We start from the raw sequence: 19488 nt of genomic DNA on the forward strand, positions 1-19488 counted from the left end.
CAGAATGTCTCGCAAGATGGCTCTACCGCTGTCCTGCGATTTATTTCGGGAGTGTATGCAGTCGGAGGAAGTCTTATGTGACTAACTGCCGTGCTAAATGGTGCCGTGAGCAATGAAGACCTCATCGGACTGCTCATTTCGACACTTGCGTTCGCGGCCACTACCTTTGGGATAGGTGTTGCCGTTGGGGTCGCGATAGCGTAGTGGTTGATCCGAGCAGTCCTACACGGCTTTTACTGCTCCAGGCCTTGAATAGTTATTGCCAGCGGCATCAAGGTGAGAACATCCAACTCACTGTACGTTAGCAGGCAAGTGGAGAGTGCCCACGGATTGTGACTGGCTCCCGCCGGTTTCGATGTAGCACGATCTCGTCCGCGGTTGGGTCAACGATACACAGGCAGTCTGTAAACAGAAATCCAGAAACATATTTATATGAATCAGCTCTATAATTTACAGAGATGCTGACAAAGGCCAGCCTCGCATTGCTAGACGCGCTTAGCGCTGGACGTGAGGCGGCGCCAGACGAACTCGCGACCGAAACTGGGTATTCGCAGGATCATATCTACGATGTCCTCGATGGGTTAATCGAGGACGGCTTGCTCAGCGAAGCCCGTGGTTCGAAGAACCGGCGTCTCGTCCGAGTGACTGACCATCCAGTCGTCGAGTCGTATCGAAACCTCCGTTCGAATCTCGGGCACGTCGACTGGACTGAGATACTCTCACCAGCGACGCTACGGGTGTGCTGGTACCTCGACGAACCACGTCGAGTGACCGAGATCGCAGATCGACTCGACATCACCAGACAGGGCGTCCACAACGCGTTGTCACCGCTCAAGCACCGGGCAATGCTGTCACCGTCTGGGCCCGAATACGCGTTGACCGATGACCTCTCGCCACTGCTGACGTTCGCACGAGAAGCCGTGACCCACGAACATCGCTCGCGAGTTCGAGAACTCGCTCCGAGTGCGACTGTCGAGTGGTGCGACCCGAAGCGAGCACTCGTTCGCGTCCAGACGTCCGAGGATACGACCGCACTAGAGTCGGCCGCTGAGTGGCGGGTGACTGGACTCGCACGATTCCAGGAGTACGGCTTGCAGTTCTTCCTCGCCGGTGAACCCGCGTTCTGGTACGCCCCGGATGAAGACCTCACGCCCTCGGAGGTCGTGTGCCACACCCTCGTCCTCGATAGCGGTTCGCGACGCGTCAGTTATTCGATGCTATTGATCGAGAAACTGGATATCGACCAGGAAACCCTCATAGAAACGGCAACGTGGTACGATCTGGAGACAGCGGTGGCCGCGATGTACCGACCCCTTCACGGAGACTTCGAGGTCTCCGAGGACCTCCCGATCTTCCTCCCGAGCGAATCAGAATTTAGCGCTCTCAAAGAGCAGTACGGTGTCTCATGACGGTGTTCAAAGGTGGCGATGCGATCAGAGCGTTCCTCGAAGAGTTCGACAGCTGGCTCTCGGAACCCGTAGACGTGTATCTCCTCGGCGGCTCGGCGATGACAGTGCGAGGGCTGAAAGATCAGACCGAGGATATCGACCTTGCACTGGGTGTCGTTTCCGAGTTCGAGCACGTCTACCAGGCGCTCCAGGCCCAAGGGTTCGCGGTGGTTGACGAGCCGACGGAGTCGTTCGAGGGTGTCGGGAAAACAGTTGAACTCCATCACGAAGACCGCGGATTTCAGATCGACCTCTTCGAGCGGCAAGTCGTCGGAAAGGTGTGGATCACCGATCGAATGCATGACCGGGCCGAGGAATTCTGGACCGGCGACCACGCGACGGCGTTCATCCTCTCGGACGAGGATATGTTCCTGTTGAAAGCGGTCTCTGGTGGTGACCTGGCGAGTGGCCGCCGGCGCGACATCGATGACATGCGGAAGTACGCCCAGCGTGGCCTCGACTACGAGTCGATCCTGACCGAAATCGATGAACAGCGTCCGTTCAACACAGGGTCGACTGAAGCACGACACATCCGCGACCGTTCCCATCCGCTGTTTACTATCGAGATGGCAGTCGATTCGCTGTCAGGCCTTCCAAATTCGTTCACATCTCGTGTCGCAGAGTTCGCGACAGAGTTCGAGGTCGAGTATACCGTCTTGGGTGCGGTCGATGATGGACTAACCGATGTCGAGAAAATTCGAGACCGCGTCCTCTCGAACGTGAGAGCGCTTTCTGACGACCAGCCGGACGCTGTTGACGATGCGATCGCTCGGTTAATCGCAAAACAGATTCTAAAGCGCGAGGAGACTGCAGTCCGCCTTCAGTGAGTTTTTGTCCTCCGGCCGGGTGAGAGTATGTCTTCTCAGATCGAAGCACCCAGCGGCCAGCAGCGTGCGTTCGAACAGTTCATGGCCACCGGTTCCCGGCCCGACAGCCACCAGATCCACAGCTCGGTCGTCGAAAAGATTGGTGACGAGAGTTCGCTGCAGACGGTCCGCGACCACGTCCTCAAGACGCTCTGCCAGCAAGTCCCCGGCCTCGGCGTGGCCGACGTTCACGACCTCCGGGTGAGTCTCGACATCGACGTTGACGCGGATGCGTCCGTCGACGCGCAGGTCTCGTCGATCCTCCAGGCGGCCGCCGCGACGCTCGCCGAGTGGGATCACATCTGAGGAGATTCCAATGTCAGGGAACTTCACGCTCGGAGATTTCGGCGTCGGCGGCCGCCGCTCTCGCGCTGGGGACGTTCGGATCGATGTCGAACAACGGGCCACCGAGACCGCCGCCGGCCAGTGGGAATACCTCGCCCACACAGAGAACCGGATCGCGTGGCACATCCCCGGCGAGACGTCGACGCTAACGCTGCATAGAGGCGACACGGGGACGACACTGAAACGAGGGACACGGATCGTCGGGACCGAAGACACGCTCGTCGACGGACTGGAGTTGGCTGCCGCGTACATGCGCGCCCACCCAGAGGGAGGCTCCCGATGGTCCTGATCGAACGCAACGACTGGCCTGCGACCGAACGCCGGCGGGTCGACGAGGCGCTCCGCCGAGCCCACTGGTGGCAGTCCATCGAACCGCACAAATGCGCGTTCTGGCCCGTGTTCGACGGAACACTTCTCGCGCACTACCCAGAGTGTCGGTTCAAGCGGAACGAGCAGGTTTCTCTCGCCGATTTTGGTGAGCTATGACCGATCCCGACAAAGCACTCCGTGAGCAGTTGCCGCCGTCCAAACTCCTCGACACATCCAATTTCGACTTGATCAAGGCTGGTATCGCCTGTATGCGGCGCGAGGAAACTGTCCGCGAATATATCGGATACGAGAACGCCCACCAGCAACGAGTAGCGATTATTGAATCGCTCGCGCTCCGGCTTGACGGTCTGGAGGAGTAGCTCGTCAACGGCCAACGAGAGCAATCTGAACAAAAAGTTTGTTCTCCCGAGTCGAGTGAGGGTCGTGTCCGAGAGCGCGGCCCGTTCGTACCTATGTCCGTTGACGAATCCACATCCGCAAGTCCAGAGACCGACCAGCAGCCGACTCACCAGTGCGCCATCTGCGAAACATCGCTCGAGCAGAGTTCCCAACACCTCGCGGACAACCGAGAGACGCTCGTTTACTCGTGTCCCGACTGCCGGATCGGGGCAAAGGCCGTCGTCCAACAGTCCGGCGCGTCCAGTGAACGGTGTCAGCGCCGCTTCGACAGCGCCCAGGCCGATGCCGTGACCAATCCGTCGGTTTACACTCTGGCCGCCTTCGCGACCGACGAGTTTCCCGACGGCCAGTACCACGTTACCCGAATTGGCGAGCATACCTTCGAAATTAGCCTCCCCGAGTCAGCAACCCAGTGGGACATTCTCCGACTCGTGGATCGCCTCTCCGTGGGGTCACTATCGGCTGTCGCCGAGAACCGGTGTATCGTCGTTCGTGATACGCGCTGGCCTGATACCTCAACAGAGCCTGTCCCTGACGGCGGTATCATCCAGGCCCGAATTGCAGACGGAACCGTCCCTGATCCCGCCGACGACCCCTTTGCCGTCGCCGACGACGACAAGCCCCGTACCAAGCGCGCTAAGCGCGAGGAGATGGACGTTTCGTTTCACCAGAAACCTGGTGTGTACGAGGTCCATTCGGCCTCCGGGAGTTACTACGAGGTCGACGTCATCGCGGAGACGTGTACCTGCCCTGACTTCAAGCAGACCTGCAGCGATCCAGACACACCCATCGACAAGTGCAAGCACCTCCGTCGCGTCGCACTTGAGATTGAGGCCGGCACCGTGCCACGGCCGGACGGGAAACTCCCCGACAAGTAGCGCCTCGCGAGGCGACTGAACAAGAGAGAAGAGCGCGTTCTCGTGTGTTTGTTTCCCCCGAGAGGGTGCGGGAGTCGTCCTCCCGAGAGCGTACATGTCTGTCGAAAATTCCAACAGTCCCGACGAGCACGTACAGCTTCAGTTTGACCAGCACGGCGCCCCGATCTCCCCCACAGTCGGCGAGCCTGATCGGACCGCTTCCTGGTCGGACCTCGGATGCGACATTCCGAATACCTTCTCCAACACTCGGCAGGTATCCCTCGCTGAATGCATCCTTGTCGAACTCGAGCACGAACCCGTCGCCGTCCAGTTGGCATTCCGTGACGAGTGGACGCTGTTCTTCCACTCGGAGTTCATCAGTGGGGAGCGCAGTGAGGAGTTCGTCCGTTACCGGCTAACCTCGGCGGCGGGCCAGCAGATTGTCGCGATTCCACGAGCGGACGTTCGCAACCAGTTGCTCACCTACCTAAGCCGCTCGGAACCTGCTGGGCAGGGATCGCTGACTGTCCGTCCACTTTCGACGCTATAGGACTCTGTTAAATGTAGAGTCGTGTAGTCAGGACCTCACGGCCGGAATTGGCATCTATGTGATGGCTTTCTCATCTCGTGCGAGATCCAGAGTTTGAGTTCAGTGTGAGCCCGAGGCCAACCGTCACGGCGTAGTGAACCCGGTTACCACGGGCGAGTGGAACACGTCGTCGGACGAGTTACTCGCCGCCACCTTCGCTGCCACCTCCTTCGGTCGTGTTAGTAGGAATCGTACTTTCAGGGTCAAAGATGCCTTTGAGTCCGGTGAGCAGGAGGAGAACGCCCATGAAGATCGAAATGGGGCCATCGGGTATGGTTCCCGTATACGGTATCATTGGAATGTCTCTTATAAACACAGTCCAGAGCATAACACCGCCCAACACTGCCAGACCGACCGAGATGATACGTTGGGTCCGTGTACTCCGATAGTTTGCCATACCAGAACATCACTCCAACTGTCATATATATTCTGGGACGTGGACCTACTTGCACCTCCGTTGTTCCGCCAGTCCCCGACTGCTGCATTCGCGCCCTCTATTCAGCAGGCTGGTTCTGTCAGGTAGCAATTCGATATTTCCCCACGTACTGCGCCAACATTCCAACGAACCTACCAAGCAACGGTTGATAGAGAATTGAGCGCTCGCTCTCGGCCAATTTATCTCGCTCTCCGGGTGCGAGCATGCCGTCGCCACAAATCGATACAGATCCGATTGTCTCGATTCTCAACCAGATCCAGCAGCGCGGGCACAGCGCCTACACTATTTTTGAGGACTGGGTCGAACTCATGCTGTTGGGCCTCCAGCGTCGGGACGATCCATACCTGGAGATCGTCGACGACTACAGCGAGCCCCGAGACATGGACCACTCGGAGGGAGAACGTACGGTTGACCTCTTCGCCAACGCCTTTGGCCAGCTCCAGAAGCAGATGTCCGAAACCAACGCCGACGTGCTAGGCGCCGTCTACGAAGCGTTCGGTATGAGCAGCGACAATTTCGGCCAGCACTTCACGCCCCACAATGTCTGTGAGACAATGATCGAGATCACTCACACCGTCGACGAGCAGCCCCGCAATGAAGGCGAACAGCAGGTCGTTATTGACCCGGCCTGTGGGAGCGGGCGGATGCTCCTTTGTGCAGGCCACCGGATTCCCGAAGCCGTGTTCGTCGGCCAGGACAAAGACCCGCTCTGCACGAAAATGACCGCACTGAACCTCTGTTTCTTCAATCTTGATGGCTACGCGATTCTCGGCGACTCGCTCACACTCGAGTATTGCCGCGTCTGGCAGACGAACTACTCCCCACTAGGCGGCGCCGTTCGCGAACTCGACGACGAACAGGTTCAGACGTTGCGCAAAAATCTCGCTCCGGAGGCCGACACCAATACGTCCGAGGATGATGTCGGAGTCGCAGACTCCGTTGGAACGCCATCGATCCCCGACGATACCGCGACCGAACAGCAGTCGCTGACAGTATTCCAGACTGAAGATATCTAACAACGTTATCAGCAATCGAGCGCACCCCTCGTTTATAGTGTAAATATTCGAATTTCAGCTGTGATTCGCGGTCTTACGGCGGGTTACAGATTAATACCGGGGCACCACCGCCCCAGTTTATATACCCCATTTGACTGGAGGCTTCCAAAAAATGAGCTCCGAAGCATCCGACGCTTCGACCGATGCGACAGCACAACAGTCTGAGTCATCAGCGAGAGGCCCGTCGCTGACCGTCGTCGGGACCGGGCCGGCGACGTTCACCCGGCAGGTGAGCGACGAGGCGAGCATCCTCGCCGAACACGACACCGTCGAACTCACGATCGAACGGGAGGTGTACTCGGCTGCCGAGTTCGAGACAATCGTCGATCCTACTTTCGAGGGGACCGGCCCGACCGTCTGCAAGCCCCTAGTCGTCGATGGGTTGATCGACGAGCACGCGATGGAGGGCTACCAGCGCAGCGAGATCAAAGACGACTGGACGCTGAAGGTCACCGGAACGGTCGCTGACTGGAAACAGCTGATTCTTGATCTCGTTCCCGATCTTCACCGGCGCAGCAGTGACGAAGGCGCGGCAGTCAGGCGACTCTGGGATCTCGCTGCTGATGGTGTGACCAACGACGGCGCTGTCCTCGCAGCACTGGATCTCATCGACCAACACGACATCGAGACTCGTCGTGAAAAACTGACCGATCTCTTGACCGACGGTGGTGACGCTGAGTGATCGATCCGGTCTCACTATTCGTTCTCAGTCCCGACATGGTCGGGACGATCCCGGACGGGGACTCCGAAGCAAGGCGCGTCACCGTCCACGAATTCGGCCGTGCGGATGCCCAAACAGTCCGGGTTCGGACCAACGCGGGGCACCGTGTCTATCCGGCGGCCTAATATCGAACATATCGTCGACTTCCAAATCAGGGAGTGCCGGCCTCAATAGGTTGGGTCCTTCATCAATTAACAGGGCGTCGTGACATCCTCCGCGCCGTGAACGGCGCGGCTTCCCACGCATGGGGAATACCAGCTAAGTGCGGCTATCGCTGGCAGAGGGTTCCGACCCGTGGAAGGCCGAGAGAGTCATTTGCGAGTGTTTCTCGCTCGTCTCACGGTGGGTCGTGGTGCTGTCACAGGCACTCCCATCCCGAGGCGAGTCATTGCCTGCCGGTTTCAGCGGCACGCTCTCTCCCCACGGGTCAGCCCGTTGTGCAACGTTGATTGCGCCGTTTATGTCGCCCTGAAACGCCGTGATGTGGCACTCGTCGTTGGTACACCGGAACGTGGCTTGTGCGGCTCTGTTCCCGATGTGGCCGCACTCGTGGCACGTCTGGCTGGTGTACTCCGGTCGGACGTACTTGACCGAGATACCGGCCTCTTGCGCTTTGTCCTCGATGCGGTTCTGTAACCGGGCGAACGCCCACGCATGGAGTCGCCGGTTCATGTACGCGCCGTAGTCCAATTCTTCACGGATGTACGTCAGATTCTCCATCACCAGCACCGGCTTCTCGAATTGTCGGGCGTACTCGACGGCCTGCCGAGATGCCTTCTCAACAATATCGCTCAGCGCGTTCTGATAATGGTTGAATCGCTCGTCAATCCGCCACTCGGCGGCGTCACGCTCTTGAAGTCGTTTCAGAGTGGTGTGCATCTCTTTGCGGAGATGCTTCGCACGGCTCCCGTCACACACGAACGGGCCAGTTGGTGAACCGTCCTTGAGGGCACAGCCCGTTATCAGGGCGGTTTCACCAATATCCAGACCGATGTGCGTCACGTCGTCGCCGTCTGTCGCGTAGTCGGGTTCTTCGACCGGAAACTCGACAGTGACGTGTAGCGTCCACGATGTACGATTCCGTTGCAGGCGGAGTTGGCCTGCCGAAGCGTCCTCGCCTACGAGGGCGTGCCACAGACCCTCTTGTTCGGGGTTGATGCGAAGCGGTATCCAGAAATTCGTTCCGCGACCGGGTTGGGGTGCCCACCACGTAAACTCGTAGTCTCGTGCCGGAGAGTGGTCAAACTCGGCGGCTTGGTTAGTGAGCCGAACCGGATGGTCGTCGTCTAATTCTTGTGCGTTGTAGGTGTCGTGCAGTTGTGGGACGTAGTTGCACAGGGCCGCTTTCGCCTGATACGGTAAGTCGTAGGGCGTCACCACGTCGCTGGTTGCACTCATCATGTCACACCCGGCGTCGAACGCTTCGTGTAGCCCCTCACGGTAGGCTTCGAGCAGGTTACACAGTTTCCGCTCCTTGTGTGCTGTCGGCGGCGCGAGGGTCGCTTCAAGCGTCTTAATCGTCGTTTCCATCCGTCTCTAACCCTTGTTCAATTAGCTCGCGGTAGGCACGCGGATGGCGGATGCCATTCTCACGAGCGTACTCTTTGACCCGCTCGTGCAACTCGCTACCGCGCTCCATATCTATCTCTGTTCGCACAAGAATTTGTACGTTTCTGTCTTACTAAATACTTACGTTGGGTCTTCAGTCAGGCAACAGTCACGGAGATTGTAGCACGGAGCTTACGCGATTCACTCCCGTCCCCAGAACTCTTCGCGTTCTGGTGTGCGAATGAGACGCTTCGCGTCTCGTCAACGCCGTGAACGGTGGGATTCTCTCGCTGTGTCAAGATAGAACAGGTCTGAAAAAGGCGCAAAACCCGTTCTCATTCCGGCGCGACAACGTCTTCGCACACCGGACACTCGGCCCAGACACCGTCAGTACCGTCGTCTTTTTCGTACTCTACCAGTAGCCACGCTTGGGGGATAGACTCACCACAGTCCGGACACCGACCGAGAGACGATTCATCGGTGCTCATGGAAAGGGGGTGGAAGGAGCGTGTGACAGTCTTCCTTCCGTACGTACCTGTGAAGTCCTCGTTGGTAAGTTTTCGGCGGCATTGCCGGTGATGAACACAGGATTTCCGCTGGAACAAGTCTCCGCCACAATTAATCCGTTGTCACCTGTAGTTCAAAGGACGATGGGGGTCCGCACAGTCCTCACTCGATTACTCCCCGGAGGCGGGTCGAACGTAGTCGTCGAGTGTCGCAACTGCGGAACGAGCGTCTCGCCGGGGACCGAAGAGTGTCCAGACTGTGGGGACACCGAGTTCTCTCGGTACGAGATCCCAGAATAGATCGCAGAGTTACACGGACTCTGCGTCACCATGATGACGACTTCGTCGGTAGCCTCACAGTGGCTAATCTCAGCCAGTCTCCGCCTCGACCCAGGAACACGATTCTCCGTAGCCGAGATGGCTTAGCCGGTCAGTGAGGGCCATACACTGAGCGGCTCGAGGAAGAGAATTTAGGTATTAGAACCGTTCTATTTCAGCCTACAACTGAATCTACCGATTACGGCTAATCGATTTGTCTCCTTCTCACAGAAGTAGAATGTATTCTGACAACTATCAAGAACTAAGAGCAATGTCGTCGTACGCCTTCTTAGACGCGATGTCTGACAAGAATCCTCTCTACGACGAAGACAATCCTCGCGGAACGGTCTACTCTGAGTCTACTGAAGATCCATATGGAGAGCCGGACGAACACGATCCGGCCAGCGGCCACTACCCCGATCGGAAAGACCAGCGTGAGCAGCATGGCCCACACACCTGCCGGGACTGTGACACGGAGATCCCGACGGTCTGGGATCGCTGTGAACTCTGTGCCCGTGAGGCTGCCGACACAACGAATCGGCCGTGGCTCCAGGACGAGAACTCCGAAACGAATGCTGACCAGGAAACCCCCGACTGGACGTTCGGTCGAGTGGTGTTCGCGGTCGTCCCGTCCTCGACGCGATACAAGGCACTCGCTCTCGGTGTCTCGGCTTTCAGACTCGCCGACAGCGAGGCACTAATCGGTGGTCAAGAGTATCCCGATGCGGATGTGAAGCCGGTGGCCGACTTCGAGAGTCCGCCGGCGACACACCTCACAGCTGGCTGGGGCCACATCGTCGACGTCGCGCCCCTTGTCAGCGACGACGGCGGACGGCTCTTCAAGGCGGCTGTCGAGCGGACGGTCCAGGCGTCGGGAGCGGACACCCACCTATATCTGACCGAGGGTGACCCGCTCGTGACCCGGGACGACGTCGAGGCATTCCGAGCGCAGATCACAGACGGTGACGACCAATACTGGATCTTGCCCGGAATCGTACGCCGGTACAAGTCAGTCTCCGGTCGAGCAATCCCTGAGTCCGATCCAGAGATCCTCCAGTGTCGGCAGTGTGAGGAAGATACAGATCATCAGTACACCGGGAAGTCAACGTTGGAGAGAGAGCGCGGACGACCGGTGTGGGTCTGTGCGGAGTGCGACACGCCTCGGTTTGGACACGAACCCGGCAACAGCAAACCAGACGAGGTGGTCGTAGACTTCGTTGACGGCTGGCAGGACGGTCGATCCGAACTTCACGAGCGGGTGATGCGTTCCTACTATGACGATCATCGAAGATATCCTTGGGAGAAGTAAAAGGGACACTCCGGAGATCAGATGCTAGCTGGGTTCAAGCACCCCACCGTGTCCGCAGTTCTTTGATCATATTCCTCCAGCAACCGTCGAAAACTGCGGACACGGTGGGGTGTTGGTTCCGCTCTAATACGGCCCAAATTCAAACTTGCAAATAGAGGCTGTCTTAGAACTACTGCGAAAAAATACGGGACATCTCAAGAGCTCCCTTATATAACACCCCACCGTGTCCGCAGTTCTACGTGGGCCTCAAGCCCGGAGTGGCCAAGAACAGCGGACATGGTGGGGTGTTGATTAGCAGATGTTTTGCTGCTAATAGCCGGCAACGAACTCTGAAAGGCAGATAAATAAGAAACAGGCCAATGCTGGGAGCTGAATAGCACTACTGAGGATCGTTAGGAGAGATTGCGTAGAAGGAAGCAATATAGCGACCAACGAGGAGTCACAGAGGGCAAACAGAGAATGAAGGCAATAAAATACAGGAGATGACACACCCACCCCATCATGTCCGCTGTTCTGCGTAACAGATGGTGAAGGGGAAGAGAAACAGCCGTTGAGGAACGAATCTTCGATTGTTCCTCGTGACTATGAGGAGTCGTTCGGAAACTACTCAGCCTCCTATTATAAATCTATTCTAGTCAAAATAAACATTAGATGATAGCTGTGGAGGGGTCACCACACCGATTCACAATTACTGCGGACATAGTGGGGTGGGGGAGTCCACTGGATAGGTTTATAACATCAGAACAGCGGAAACGGCGGACACTGCGGACAGGGTGGTTTTATAACCCTCCCCTCCTATGTTTCCCGCAAATGGGCATGTTTGAACGGGATACTGAAATCTACCGAAACCGTGATGCCCTTCGTGAGGATTATCAGCCGGACGAACTCGTTGGTCGCGACGAGGAACTTGAGCGATACAAGACTGCTCTTCAGCCGGTGATCAACGGTGAACAACCGAATAATATCTTCCTCTACGGCAAGACTGGAGTCGGGAAGACAGCCGGGACTCGGTTCCTTCTAGACCATCTCATCGAAGACGCAGCACAGTACGAAGACATCGACCTTACTGTGAAGATGCTCAACTGCGACGGACTCTCTAGCAGCTATCAAATTGCGACGCGTCTCGTCAACAAGTTCCGTGCTGACTCGAACCAGATCTCCACGACTGGGTATCCACGGGCAACCGTCTACGACATGCTCTGGTCGGAACTTGACGACTGTGGTGGGACTGTCATCATCGTCCTTGACGAGGTTGACCACATCGAAGATGACAGCATACTATACCAGCTTCCGCGAGCGCGAGCGAACGGCAACCTATCAGAGGCAAAAATCGGTATTGTCGGGATCTCGAACGACTTTTCGTTTCGAGATAATCTCTCTCCGAAGGTCAAGAGTTCGCTTTGTGAGGAGGAACTACAGTTCCCGGCCTACGATGCAAACGAACTCATACAGATCCTTTCACAACGAGCAGAAGTGGCCTTCCACGAGGGTGTGGTTGACGACGGTGTCATTGAACTGTGTGCCGCATACGGTGCGAGAGACGCCGGCGACGCACGGCAATCTCTCGACCTGTTGATGAAGACCGGCGACTTGGCCCGTGACAACGATACGGATACAATCACCGAAGATCTCGTTCGCGACGCCCGCGAAGAACTTGAGCGTGGACGGATTCGCGAGGGGATTTCTGGACTGACCCAACACGGGCATCTCGTCTTGTATGCACTCTTGACGCTCGAACAGCAGGGAGAGACACCGGTGCGCTCTCGGGATATCCGACCTCGGTACACGAGCTTTGCCGAACAAGTCGGCGTTGATCCGCTGGTTCCCCGTCGGATGCGGGATCATCTCGGAGAACTCTCGATGCTGGGAATTATTTCCGCGGTCGAACGCAACGAGGGTCGCCGCGGAGGGACGTACCGCGAGTACTCTACCGACATGGATGTCGAGATGATTCTGAATGCGCTCGAAGAGACGGTTGAACAGGTTGGAATCCACGAATCCGTATCCGAGATGGTCGATCAGGAGACGACCCTCTCGGAATACACCTGAGGTGTTCTGCTCTCCATTCTTTCCTATTAAACCAGTAGAACAGCGGACAGGGTGGGGTCGGGTTCGGGACTTTTGATTATGATCACAGGGCTTCTCTGTTCGATTTCAGACCACCATACAACGGAGGAAGAACAGCGGACATGGTGGAGTCCCTGGTTTGCTCTCAAACTCAGCAATATATTCACATAGTCCATTCATATTTTAACCAACACTCGGATGCTTGCAGGAATGTTGGTTAATCTTGCATGAACGCTGCTAAGGGTGGTACCGTCGTCTCCGCGAGTTGTCGTCGAGGGTCGTGATCTGCTCCCGAGACGCGAGCGTAGATACCGATGACAGGTATACTTCTTGCGGCGACGTCCACTCTTATAGAATATGTCCTGTTCTTGTGGGAGCGCAGAAAGCACTACCTTTCTGCGAAAGCCGGGACAACGAAGCGATCAGATTCTGGTCGATATCCTCTTCTAAGTCAGGTCGAAATGAGTAGATGAAGCGATCAATGTGTCACATCTCCTGATGGTGGTTTTTAACAAGGTTGATACTAAAACGAGTGTCAAATGAGTGCCGGCAATGACCTGCTCCGAAATGAGTTGGCGCGAAAATTCGAACCGCCTATCGACGTGTTGCTCGATCCGTCGCTTCTCGTCGCCAGTCGTTCTATCGACCGGTTGACTGACTCTAATGTCTTCTCTTCGCAGACTCAGGCCACACTGGGGGGCACGCCGACTCAACCTCGGCTTGGCGAGCTCTACGTGCCTGCAGCGTTCTACAGTTTGCTCACGGACGAAACGGAGTCGACCGTCCAGAAGTCGAACTTGTGGGACTTCTATCGTGGACAGGCTGAACCAGCTTTTCCTGAGGATGTCGCTGAACTACTTGATCAGAACGGCGTGGAGGGCTTCTCTGGTAAAGCACACGCCGACTTGCAATGGGGGAACGCGACCAACGACCCTGACCGACGTGAGAGACTGTTGATGGCCCTCCAAGAGGAGCTCTCGTTTCTCACGAATGGTGGCGTTCTTCTTTCGAGGTCGCCGGTGGCCCTCACCGCTCTACGAGATGCTGGTCTACCAACTGTCGATGTGGGTAAGACAGAATTGACCCCCGAACTGCGAGAGACGTTGACTGGTATTGGCTACAGAAACCCGGCTGACGTCTGTTCGTTCGCCGTTTCCTCAGCTCAATCGACGGTTGACGCACTCACGGGAAGCATACTCAGAACCAATCCAGATACCATTCTGTACCAGCTAGGCGACTGACACTCTCAGTCCCCACAACACGCGTCACCGATAGCGTGACTCCTTTCTAGAGCAAACGGGTTCTCCCACGTCAGTTGCCGCCCACAGCGATCACAACTCGGTTCTTCCATCACCCCCGCTCCAATGGCATACGAGTACGATTTCTCGACAGTCGCATCACCCGTGGTGAGTTCGAGGACGAGATCTCCTCGCTCGTAGGAAACCGACGTTGCTGCTACCGGTCGCATTCGGACGGTCAGGTCATGTCTTTCCCGAACTTCTCGCCGTTTCTCTGGAAAGTTCTTCTCTATCTGTTCCGTGAGGCCATCGAGTTCGGCTCGTCGGTCATCGAGTTCCGACTGGAGTTCCTTTCGCTTCCGGAGGGCTTCGACACGTTCCGCCTGTTCCGTGGCGGCGTCGATTGCTCTGGTCTCGTCTTCGATTCGGTCGCTTAGGCGACTGATCTCTTCATCTATCTCTTCTCGTCGCTGTTGTACGAACTGCCGATACTCGTCTAGCTCCACCTCTGCAGCACGGGTCGCACGTTCCCGTGTGTCTCGAACCATCGGTGCAATCTCTCGTTCCAGAACTTCGTTGGCAGTCTCGATCGCGTCACCCAACGTCTGCTCATCGAATTGCCTCCCCTCAGAGGGGTCTCGCTGGTCGTCTTCAGCCAGATCCAAGTACGTCTCCGCGAGTCGAGGGCGCTCCTCGTGATCGTTGAGGTCGACCGCTACTGCGTGCAGTTCCTCCGTCTGGTACTCGCTGACTGTTTCGATGCCGACGTGGAAGAGCGCACAGAGCGCACGCCTATCGTAGTACGGAGTGAACGATCGATCCACGACTTCGACTGTTCCGCCAGTGATCCACGGGGGCAATCGCAACTCGAACTGGTCTTGTGTCAGTGAGAGCGACCCGAGGGGTGTTCTGTCAGCCGATTCGTCGAGCATTCGCTCTACGAATGGCGCTTCCGGTGAAATGGCGATAACTCCCTCGTCGACCTCGTCCGGATCGCTTACAATCTCCAGTACGTCGCCATCCAATTCCAGAGAGGTGTCAGCGTCGGCGGGAAGCGTGACTGTCCACCGACGTCCCTGCTTTTCGATTTCGGCCCCCAGTGACCGTAAGTACGCCTCAGTAAAACGCTCAACTGCCCGCTCGGTGACTGGGAGGGCTGCGTCAGTCATCGCTGTCCCCCAAGTCAAATCCCTCGAAGACGCCCTTGTTGAAGTCCTCGAGCTTGTCGGCGAGGTCGCGCTGTTCCTGCAGGTCGATCGCCATTGCGTCGAAGTCGTTCTCCAGTTCAACCTCCGAATCTGCCGAGACCAGCCGTTCGAACACTTCGTCCTCGAAGTTGCGTCCCGTCTCTTCCAGTCGAGTCAGAATCTCGCTCAGCTCGCCGACCGACTGTTGGAACAGGTCGATCTTGTGGTAGAGTCGCTCAAGAACGTACTCCTCGATGGTATCCTCCAGCGCGATATTGAACACGTAGACCTCACGTTCCTGCCCAATGCGATGGATACGACCGATGCGTTGCTCGACCTTCATCGGATTCCAGGGCAGATCGTAGTTGACCATCACGTTGCAGAATTGGAGGTTTCGACCCTCGTTCATGGCGTCTGTCGAGACGAGAACCCCGCCCTCCTCCTCGAACCGCTCGACGATTTCCTCCTTCTCGTCGCTGCTGTGCCCGCCGTGGAAGGGATGAGTTGTGTAGCCCTGATCAGCGAACGTCTCAATCAGCTTCTGTTGGGTCGCCCGGAACTGGGTGAACACGATCACTCGTCCTTTGTCCACGCGTTCCCGTGCCTCACTGGTAATACGCTCGACGCTCTCCAACTTCGTCGGTGTCTCAACCGCGTCGACACAGTTGAGAATTCGATTGAGCTGGTCGGCGTGGGCGACGACCTTCCCGTCTTCGACGTCGAGTTGCCGCTCCACGGTCTGTTTGAGTGCTTCGGGGCTACTGACGACCTCCTTCTGAAGGGTCATCAGAACGAGCTTCTGGCCTTGATCTTCGCCGTAGGCCGTGCGAACGTAGTCAGTCACGGACTGGTAGAGGTCTTTTTCTGCCGGCGAGGGTTCGAAGGTACGCGTCGTCACATTGCGAGGTGTGAAGTCGATGTCCGTCTCGTCACGGCGGTTGCGGATCATCACCTTCCGGAGACGGTTTTGGAGTTCGTTACGGTTGACCAGCGTCTCCTGTGACTTGTTGACGAAGTAGTTGTGGAACGCCTCACGTGTCCCGAACAGTCCTGGTCGAAGCAGCGAGATGATGTTGTAGAGGTCGGTGACATCGTTCTGGATAGGTGTTGCGGTGAGGAAGAACGCGTAGTCGTAGGAGAGTTTCTCTAAGAGTTCGTAGCGGTCGGTATCTTCGTTCTTCACGTAATGAGCTTCGTCCAGCACGAGGACGTCCCAGTCGCGGGCGAGGACGGTCGAGCGGTGGCGGTCGCTCTTGGCGGTGTCGATGCTGGCGATGACGTGGTCGTGGGCGTCGAAGCCATCGAAGTCTTCGTCGTAGTTGCAGGTGAAGTCGAGGCCGAACTTCTCCAACATCTCGCCCTGCCACTGTTGGGCGAGTTGTGCCGGCGTAAGAATCAGCACCGCGTCGTCAGTGCCGCGGTAGTGCATTTCCTTGAGAATCATTCCAACTTCAATGGTCTTCCCGAGACCGACCTCGTCGGCGAGGAGTGCCTTGCCGTCCATCTCGAAGAGAGCGCGGTGGGCGGCGTCAACCTGGTGTTCGAGAAGCTTGACGTTCTCCTCGTCGAGGTGCGAGAGCGAACGGAGTTCGGAGTCTGGCTGGCCAGCTTGGAGTCGATTCGCCTGAACGGAAAGGAGATGTTCAACAAGGGAAGAGGACTCTCCAGCGTCAGCCAGTAACGTATCCTCGTCCTCGTGGCGGAACTCGACCTCCACGAGATTTTCTCTCGACATCTGCTTCCATCATTTCATCGGAGGTGTTTCTGTGTTTCCCCTGGCCGAAGCCCGTCCATTGCAGCGGGTTGAACGAGTAGACTCGTTCTCGTTACTGCCAAATTATATTATCAGTGGGTCAGTTGTTTGACTTCATGACTGGGGACAGCACTCCTGAGGACGGAGCTGACGAGGACGATCTCGATGGATCGGTCGAGATGGACGACTTCGAGTTGTATGGGTCGCCGGCGCCGACGTCCAACGGTGTCTCAAATGCCATCGAGAAACTCGACCGGAGCGAACCGGAACGGTATCTGGTCGAGTGGGCTGGCGAGACGATGGATTACGAGGCTGCCTACGAGGTGACGACAATCGGGTTCGGTCGTGGTGGACGTCCGATTCTGGAGATCGAGGGACGCCGAGGAGGGGAGTACCTGATCGACTCCAATCCTGCAGGGAAGCCGCGCGTGGAGTATCATCCACCGAACGGTAGTCCACAAGAGGAACGGCTGACGATGATCCGGATATACGATACCAAGTTCGAGTGGAAGAACTGGGTCAAGCAGCGGCTCGGCCTCTGAGGTGCTACAGGTCTATATGGTCGAGAACATCGAAACTCGGTGTCCCGAGTGCGGCAAGCAACTGAAGGTGAGTACGCACGATCAAGCGACCGGGTACGACTGCCCGAATTGCGGCTACAGCATCTACTGATTCGAGTATGGTCGAATATCCGCCGGGAGAACCACAGGAAGTATGCGCCATCTGCGGCGAACCGTTCGAGGGCTACGACCCTGATTTCGCATCGAACTATGCGAACCTCGTCTGCGACGCGTGCGACGAACGTGCGGTGACGGAGGAGGCTGCTCGGCCCAGGCACGGGAACGAGTATCTCGACCGGGATTCCATCGTCGAGAAGGAAGACGGGACGAACGCGATACGACTCAACCCCGACGTTGGCGATAATCCCGTCTTCATCGATGGAGAGAAGTGCTGGCGACGATACCGATTCGGCGGATGGATTACGCGTCGCGACGACCACGACTGCAGTTCGATCGAAGAGTTCCACGAGAAGCACAGGGACGACTTCTGAACCGATGACCTCTGAAAAAACCACCTCGACCAGCATCACCGATCACTCCGGGCTTGCGGAGCAGCTCCTTCGGGTCTACGAGAACTTCGCCGACGAGTTCTCTCGCCGCGACGTCCCGGTTCATCTCTCTAACGTCTCTAGAGAAGGAAAATACCTGAAGGGAAAGAAGCTCGGACAGCATCCAGAACGATTCGTTGAGCAGTATCTCATCTGGCCAACGCTGCGACTCCTCGACTACGAGTTTTGGGCACAGCCGTACGGCTACCCGAAGTGGAACAAGACGCGCCCAGATTTTGCAATCAAGAATTTCGATTGTGGCTTGGACTGTGCAGTCATCGGTGAGGTGAAGACTCCAAACAAATTCGAGTACGGCGAGGAGCAGATGGAAGACTACCTCAAGAGCGACTTGGGAGAAGCTACGGTCGGGATTACTACTGATGGAGTGCGGTGGAAGACAGAAGCGAGGCCCGAAAAATCTCCTGAAATCTTGGAAATCGTCGATGTGAACTTCCACGATATCGTCCGGAAACTCCCCAGCCGACACGAGGAACAGGAGTCATACTCGAGTCATCGTACTCGACAGGAAATGGAGATGGTCGAATCACTCGAACGGGAAACCGTTGAGGCGGGCGTGTCTGAGGCACTCACGATGGCTACTGAGAATTACCTCTCACGGGGACTGAATTATGATCATTCCGAGTTGACGCTTGGTACGGCACTGTCTAGTTGAGCGAGTTTGAGAAGCGAGGAGGCCGTAGCGAGAAGTGCCTATGCAACTCGCAGACCTCCTCACCGAGACGTTAGAAGAGGACAGCCAAGACGTTTGGGAGAACGAGCGCACCCCGACACCAGTCCGGCGGTTTGGGGTGCGTCTCCACGCGGCGGGGCTGTCGATCAGGGAGACGGTTGCGATCTTAGACCTGCTGGGTGTCGATCGCTCTCACGGCGCTGTCTGGAACTGGGTCCATACACTTGCTGAGACCCAGAGCGACCCGCCGACGGCGTCGCCGTCGCGGGTCGCGGTTGACGAGAAACAGATCGAAGTTGACGGCGAGAAAAAGTGGCTCTACGCCGCTATCGACACCGACTCAAAACTGCTGCTCGAAGTTGACGTGTTCAGCCGCCGCGGGACTGACCCCGCGGCGGCGTTCCTGCACCGACTCACCGAGAAACACGATGTGGCCGACACAGAGTTTCTCGTGGATGCTGCGGGCTATCTGACTGCCCTCGCTCGTCACGAATTGAGCGGTCGGCTTGATTACCACATCCGGAACCACATCGAAAAATGGTTCCAGACTGTGACCATGCGAATCGACCGCTTTCACTCAGTCTGGCGGGGCAGTCAGCGGAGCGCGAAACAGTGGTTACGACGCTTCAGACACCACTACAACCACGAACGACCGAACCAGGCGCTCGACGGTCGAACGCCAGCTGAGGTGGTTCAGAACTAGACAGTGCCCAAAAC

General features: G+C 57.1%; 21 protein-coding genes. 16 read left to right on the top strand and 5 right to left on the bottom strand.

Annotated features, from left to right (window positions below; all coding sequences use genetic code 11):
• The first annotated feature begins 458 nt into the window (after window positions 1-458).
• From MUG96_RS21785 to MUG96_RS21815, 7 genes are all read left to right on the top strand, one after another.
• Window positions 459-1409 (top strand): MarR family transcriptional regulator, encoded by a 951-nt coding sequence (locus MUG96_RS21785; RefSeq protein ID WP_246989774.1) that lies wholly within the window; start codon window positions 459-461, stop codon window positions 1407-1409.
• Entirely contained in the window at window positions 1406-2275 is an 870-nt protein-coding gene (locus MUG96_RS21790; RefSeq protein ID WP_246989775.1) for a hypothetical protein, read from the top strand. The genes MUG96_RS21785 and MUG96_RS21790 overlap by 4 nt, the downstream gene beginning before the upstream one ends.
• 27 nt (window positions 2276-2302) lie before the next feature.
• Window positions 2303-2620, top strand: a complete 318-nt coding sequence (locus tag MUG96_RS21795; RefSeq protein ID WP_246989777.1) for a hypothetical protein — start codon at window positions 2303-2305, stop codon at window positions 2618-2620.
• A gap of 10 nt (window positions 2621-2630) precedes the next feature.
• The gene (locus MUG96_RS21800) at window positions 2631-2948 is read left to right on the top strand and encodes a hypothetical protein (RefSeq protein ID WP_246989779.1); all 318 of its coding nucleotides are present in this window, start codon (window positions 2631-2633) and stop codon (window positions 2946-2948) included.
• Window positions 2939-3145, top strand: a complete 207-nt coding sequence (locus MUG96_RS21805; protein ID WP_246989780.1) for a hypothetical protein — start codon at window positions 2939-2941, stop codon at window positions 3143-3145. Before MUG96_RS21800 ends, MUG96_RS21805 begins: the two co-directional genes overlap by 10 nt.
• Complete coding sequence (locus MUG96_RS21810) at window positions 3142-3348, top strand: DUF8129 domain-containing protein (protein ID WP_246989781.1); 207 nt, start codon at window positions 3142-3144, stop codon at window positions 3346-3348. Before MUG96_RS21805 ends, MUG96_RS21810 begins: the two co-directional genes overlap by 4 nt.
• Window positions 3349-3441: 93 nt before the next feature.
• On the top strand, window positions 3442-4266 hold the full coding sequence (locus MUG96_RS21815) for a hypothetical protein (protein ID WP_246989782.1): 825 nt from the start codon (window positions 3442-3444) through the stop codon (window positions 4264-4266).
• A gap of 707 nt (window positions 4267-4973) precedes the next feature.
• Here MUG96_RS21815 and MUG96_RS21820 read toward each other — a convergent pair.
• Window positions 4974-5231, bottom strand: a complete 258-nt coding sequence (locus MUG96_RS21820; RefSeq protein ID WP_246989783.1) for a hypothetical protein — start codon at window positions 5229-5231, stop codon at window positions 4974-4976.
• Window positions 5232-5473: 242 nt separating this feature from the next.
• On the opposite strand from MUG96_RS21820, the gene MUG96_RS21825 reads away from it, so the two are divergent.
• Window positions 5474-6286, top strand: coding sequence for an N-6 DNA methylase (locus MUG96_RS21825; RefSeq protein WP_246989784.1), 813 nt, complete (start codon window positions 5474-5476; stop codon window positions 6284-6286).
• 151 nt (window positions 6287-6437) lie between these two features.
• The gene (locus tag MUG96_RS21830; protein ID WP_246989785.1) at window positions 6438-7007 is read left to right on the top strand and encodes a hypothetical protein; all 570 of its coding nucleotides are present in this window, start codon (window positions 6438-6440) and stop codon (window positions 7005-7007) included.
• A gap of 297 nt (window positions 7008-7304) precedes the next feature.
• On the opposite strand, the gene MUG96_RS21835 is transcribed toward MUG96_RS21830, so the two are convergent.
• Both MUG96_RS21835 and MUG96_RS21840 read right to left on the bottom strand, forming a co-directional pair.
• On the bottom strand, window positions 7305-8576 hold the full coding sequence (locus MUG96_RS21835) for an RNA-guided endonuclease TnpB family protein (RefSeq protein WP_246989786.1): 1272 nt from the start codon (window positions 8574-8576) through the stop codon (window positions 7305-7307).
• Between the two features lie 353 nt (window positions 8577-8929).
• Complete coding sequence (locus MUG96_RS21840; protein WP_246989788.1) at window positions 8930-9082, bottom strand: DUF7837 family putative zinc-binding protein; 153 nt, start codon at window positions 9080-9082, stop codon at window positions 8930-8932.
• A gap of 607 nt (window positions 9083-9689) precedes the next feature.
• On the opposite strand from MUG96_RS21840, the gene MUG96_RS21845 reads away from it, so the two are divergent.
• From MUG96_RS21845 to MUG96_RS21855, 3 genes are all read left to right on the top strand, one after another.
• On the top strand, window positions 9690-10727 hold the full coding sequence (locus MUG96_RS21845; protein ID WP_246989789.1) for a hypothetical protein: 1038 nt from the start codon (window positions 9690-9692) through the stop codon (window positions 10725-10727).
• Window positions 10728-11537: 810 nt separating this feature from the next.
• Window positions 11538-12776 (top strand): Cdc6/Cdc18 family protein, encoded by a 1239-nt coding sequence (locus MUG96_RS21850; RefSeq protein ID WP_246989791.1) that lies wholly within the window; start codon window positions 11538-11540, stop codon window positions 12774-12776.
• 557 nt (window positions 12777-13333) lie between these two features.
• Entirely contained in the window at window positions 13334-14035 is a 702-nt protein-coding gene (locus MUG96_RS21855; protein WP_246989792.1) for a hypothetical protein, read from the top strand.
• 5 nt (window positions 14036-14040) lie between these two features.
• On the opposite strand, the gene MUG96_RS21860 is transcribed toward MUG96_RS21855, so the two are convergent.
• On the bottom strand, window positions 14041-15201 hold the full coding sequence (locus tag MUG96_RS21860; protein WP_246989794.1) for a hypothetical protein: 1161 nt from the start codon (window positions 15199-15201) through the stop codon (window positions 14041-14043).
• Window positions 15194-16954: a DEAD/DEAH box helicase gene (locus MUG96_RS21865; RefSeq protein WP_246989796.1), complete on the bottom strand. Its 1761-nt coding sequence runs from the start codon at window positions 16952-16954 to the stop codon at window positions 15194-15196. The genes MUG96_RS21860 and MUG96_RS21865 overlap by 8 nt, the downstream gene beginning before the upstream one ends.
• Window positions 16955-17088: 134 nt before the next feature.
• Between MUG96_RS21865 and MUG96_RS21870 the strand changes: the two genes are divergently transcribed.
• The 4 genes from MUG96_RS21870 to MUG96_RS21885 all read left to right on the top strand — a co-directional run bounded on the left by MUG96_RS21870 (window position 17089) and on the right by MUG96_RS21885 (window position 19474).
• Complete coding sequence (locus MUG96_RS21870; RefSeq protein WP_246989798.1) at window positions 17089-17514, top strand: hypothetical protein; 426 nt, start codon at window positions 17089-17091, stop codon at window positions 17512-17514.
• Window positions 17515-17651: 137 nt separating this feature from the next.
• The gene (locus tag MUG96_RS21875; RefSeq protein WP_246989800.1) at window positions 17652-18023 is read left to right on the top strand and encodes a hypothetical protein; all 372 of its coding nucleotides are present in this window, start codon (window positions 17652-17654) and stop codon (window positions 18021-18023) included.
• Window positions 18024-18027: 4 nt separating this feature from the next.
• Window positions 18028-18753 (top strand): hypothetical protein, encoded by a 726-nt coding sequence (locus tag MUG96_RS21880; RefSeq protein WP_246989801.1) that lies wholly within the window; start codon window positions 18028-18030, stop codon window positions 18751-18753.
• A 40-nt stretch (window positions 18754-18793) separates the two neighbouring features.
• The gene (locus MUG96_RS21885) at window positions 18794-19474 is read left to right on the top strand and encodes an IS6 family transposase (protein ID WP_246989803.1); all 681 of its coding nucleotides are present in this window, start codon (window positions 18794-18796) and stop codon (window positions 19472-19474) included.
• Window positions 19475-19488 lie beyond the last annotated feature (14 nt).

This window comes from Halorientalis marina, from assembly GCF_023028345.1.
Lineage (GTDB): Archaea > Halobacteriota > Halobacteria > Halobacteriales > Haloarculaceae > Halorientalis > Halorientalis marina.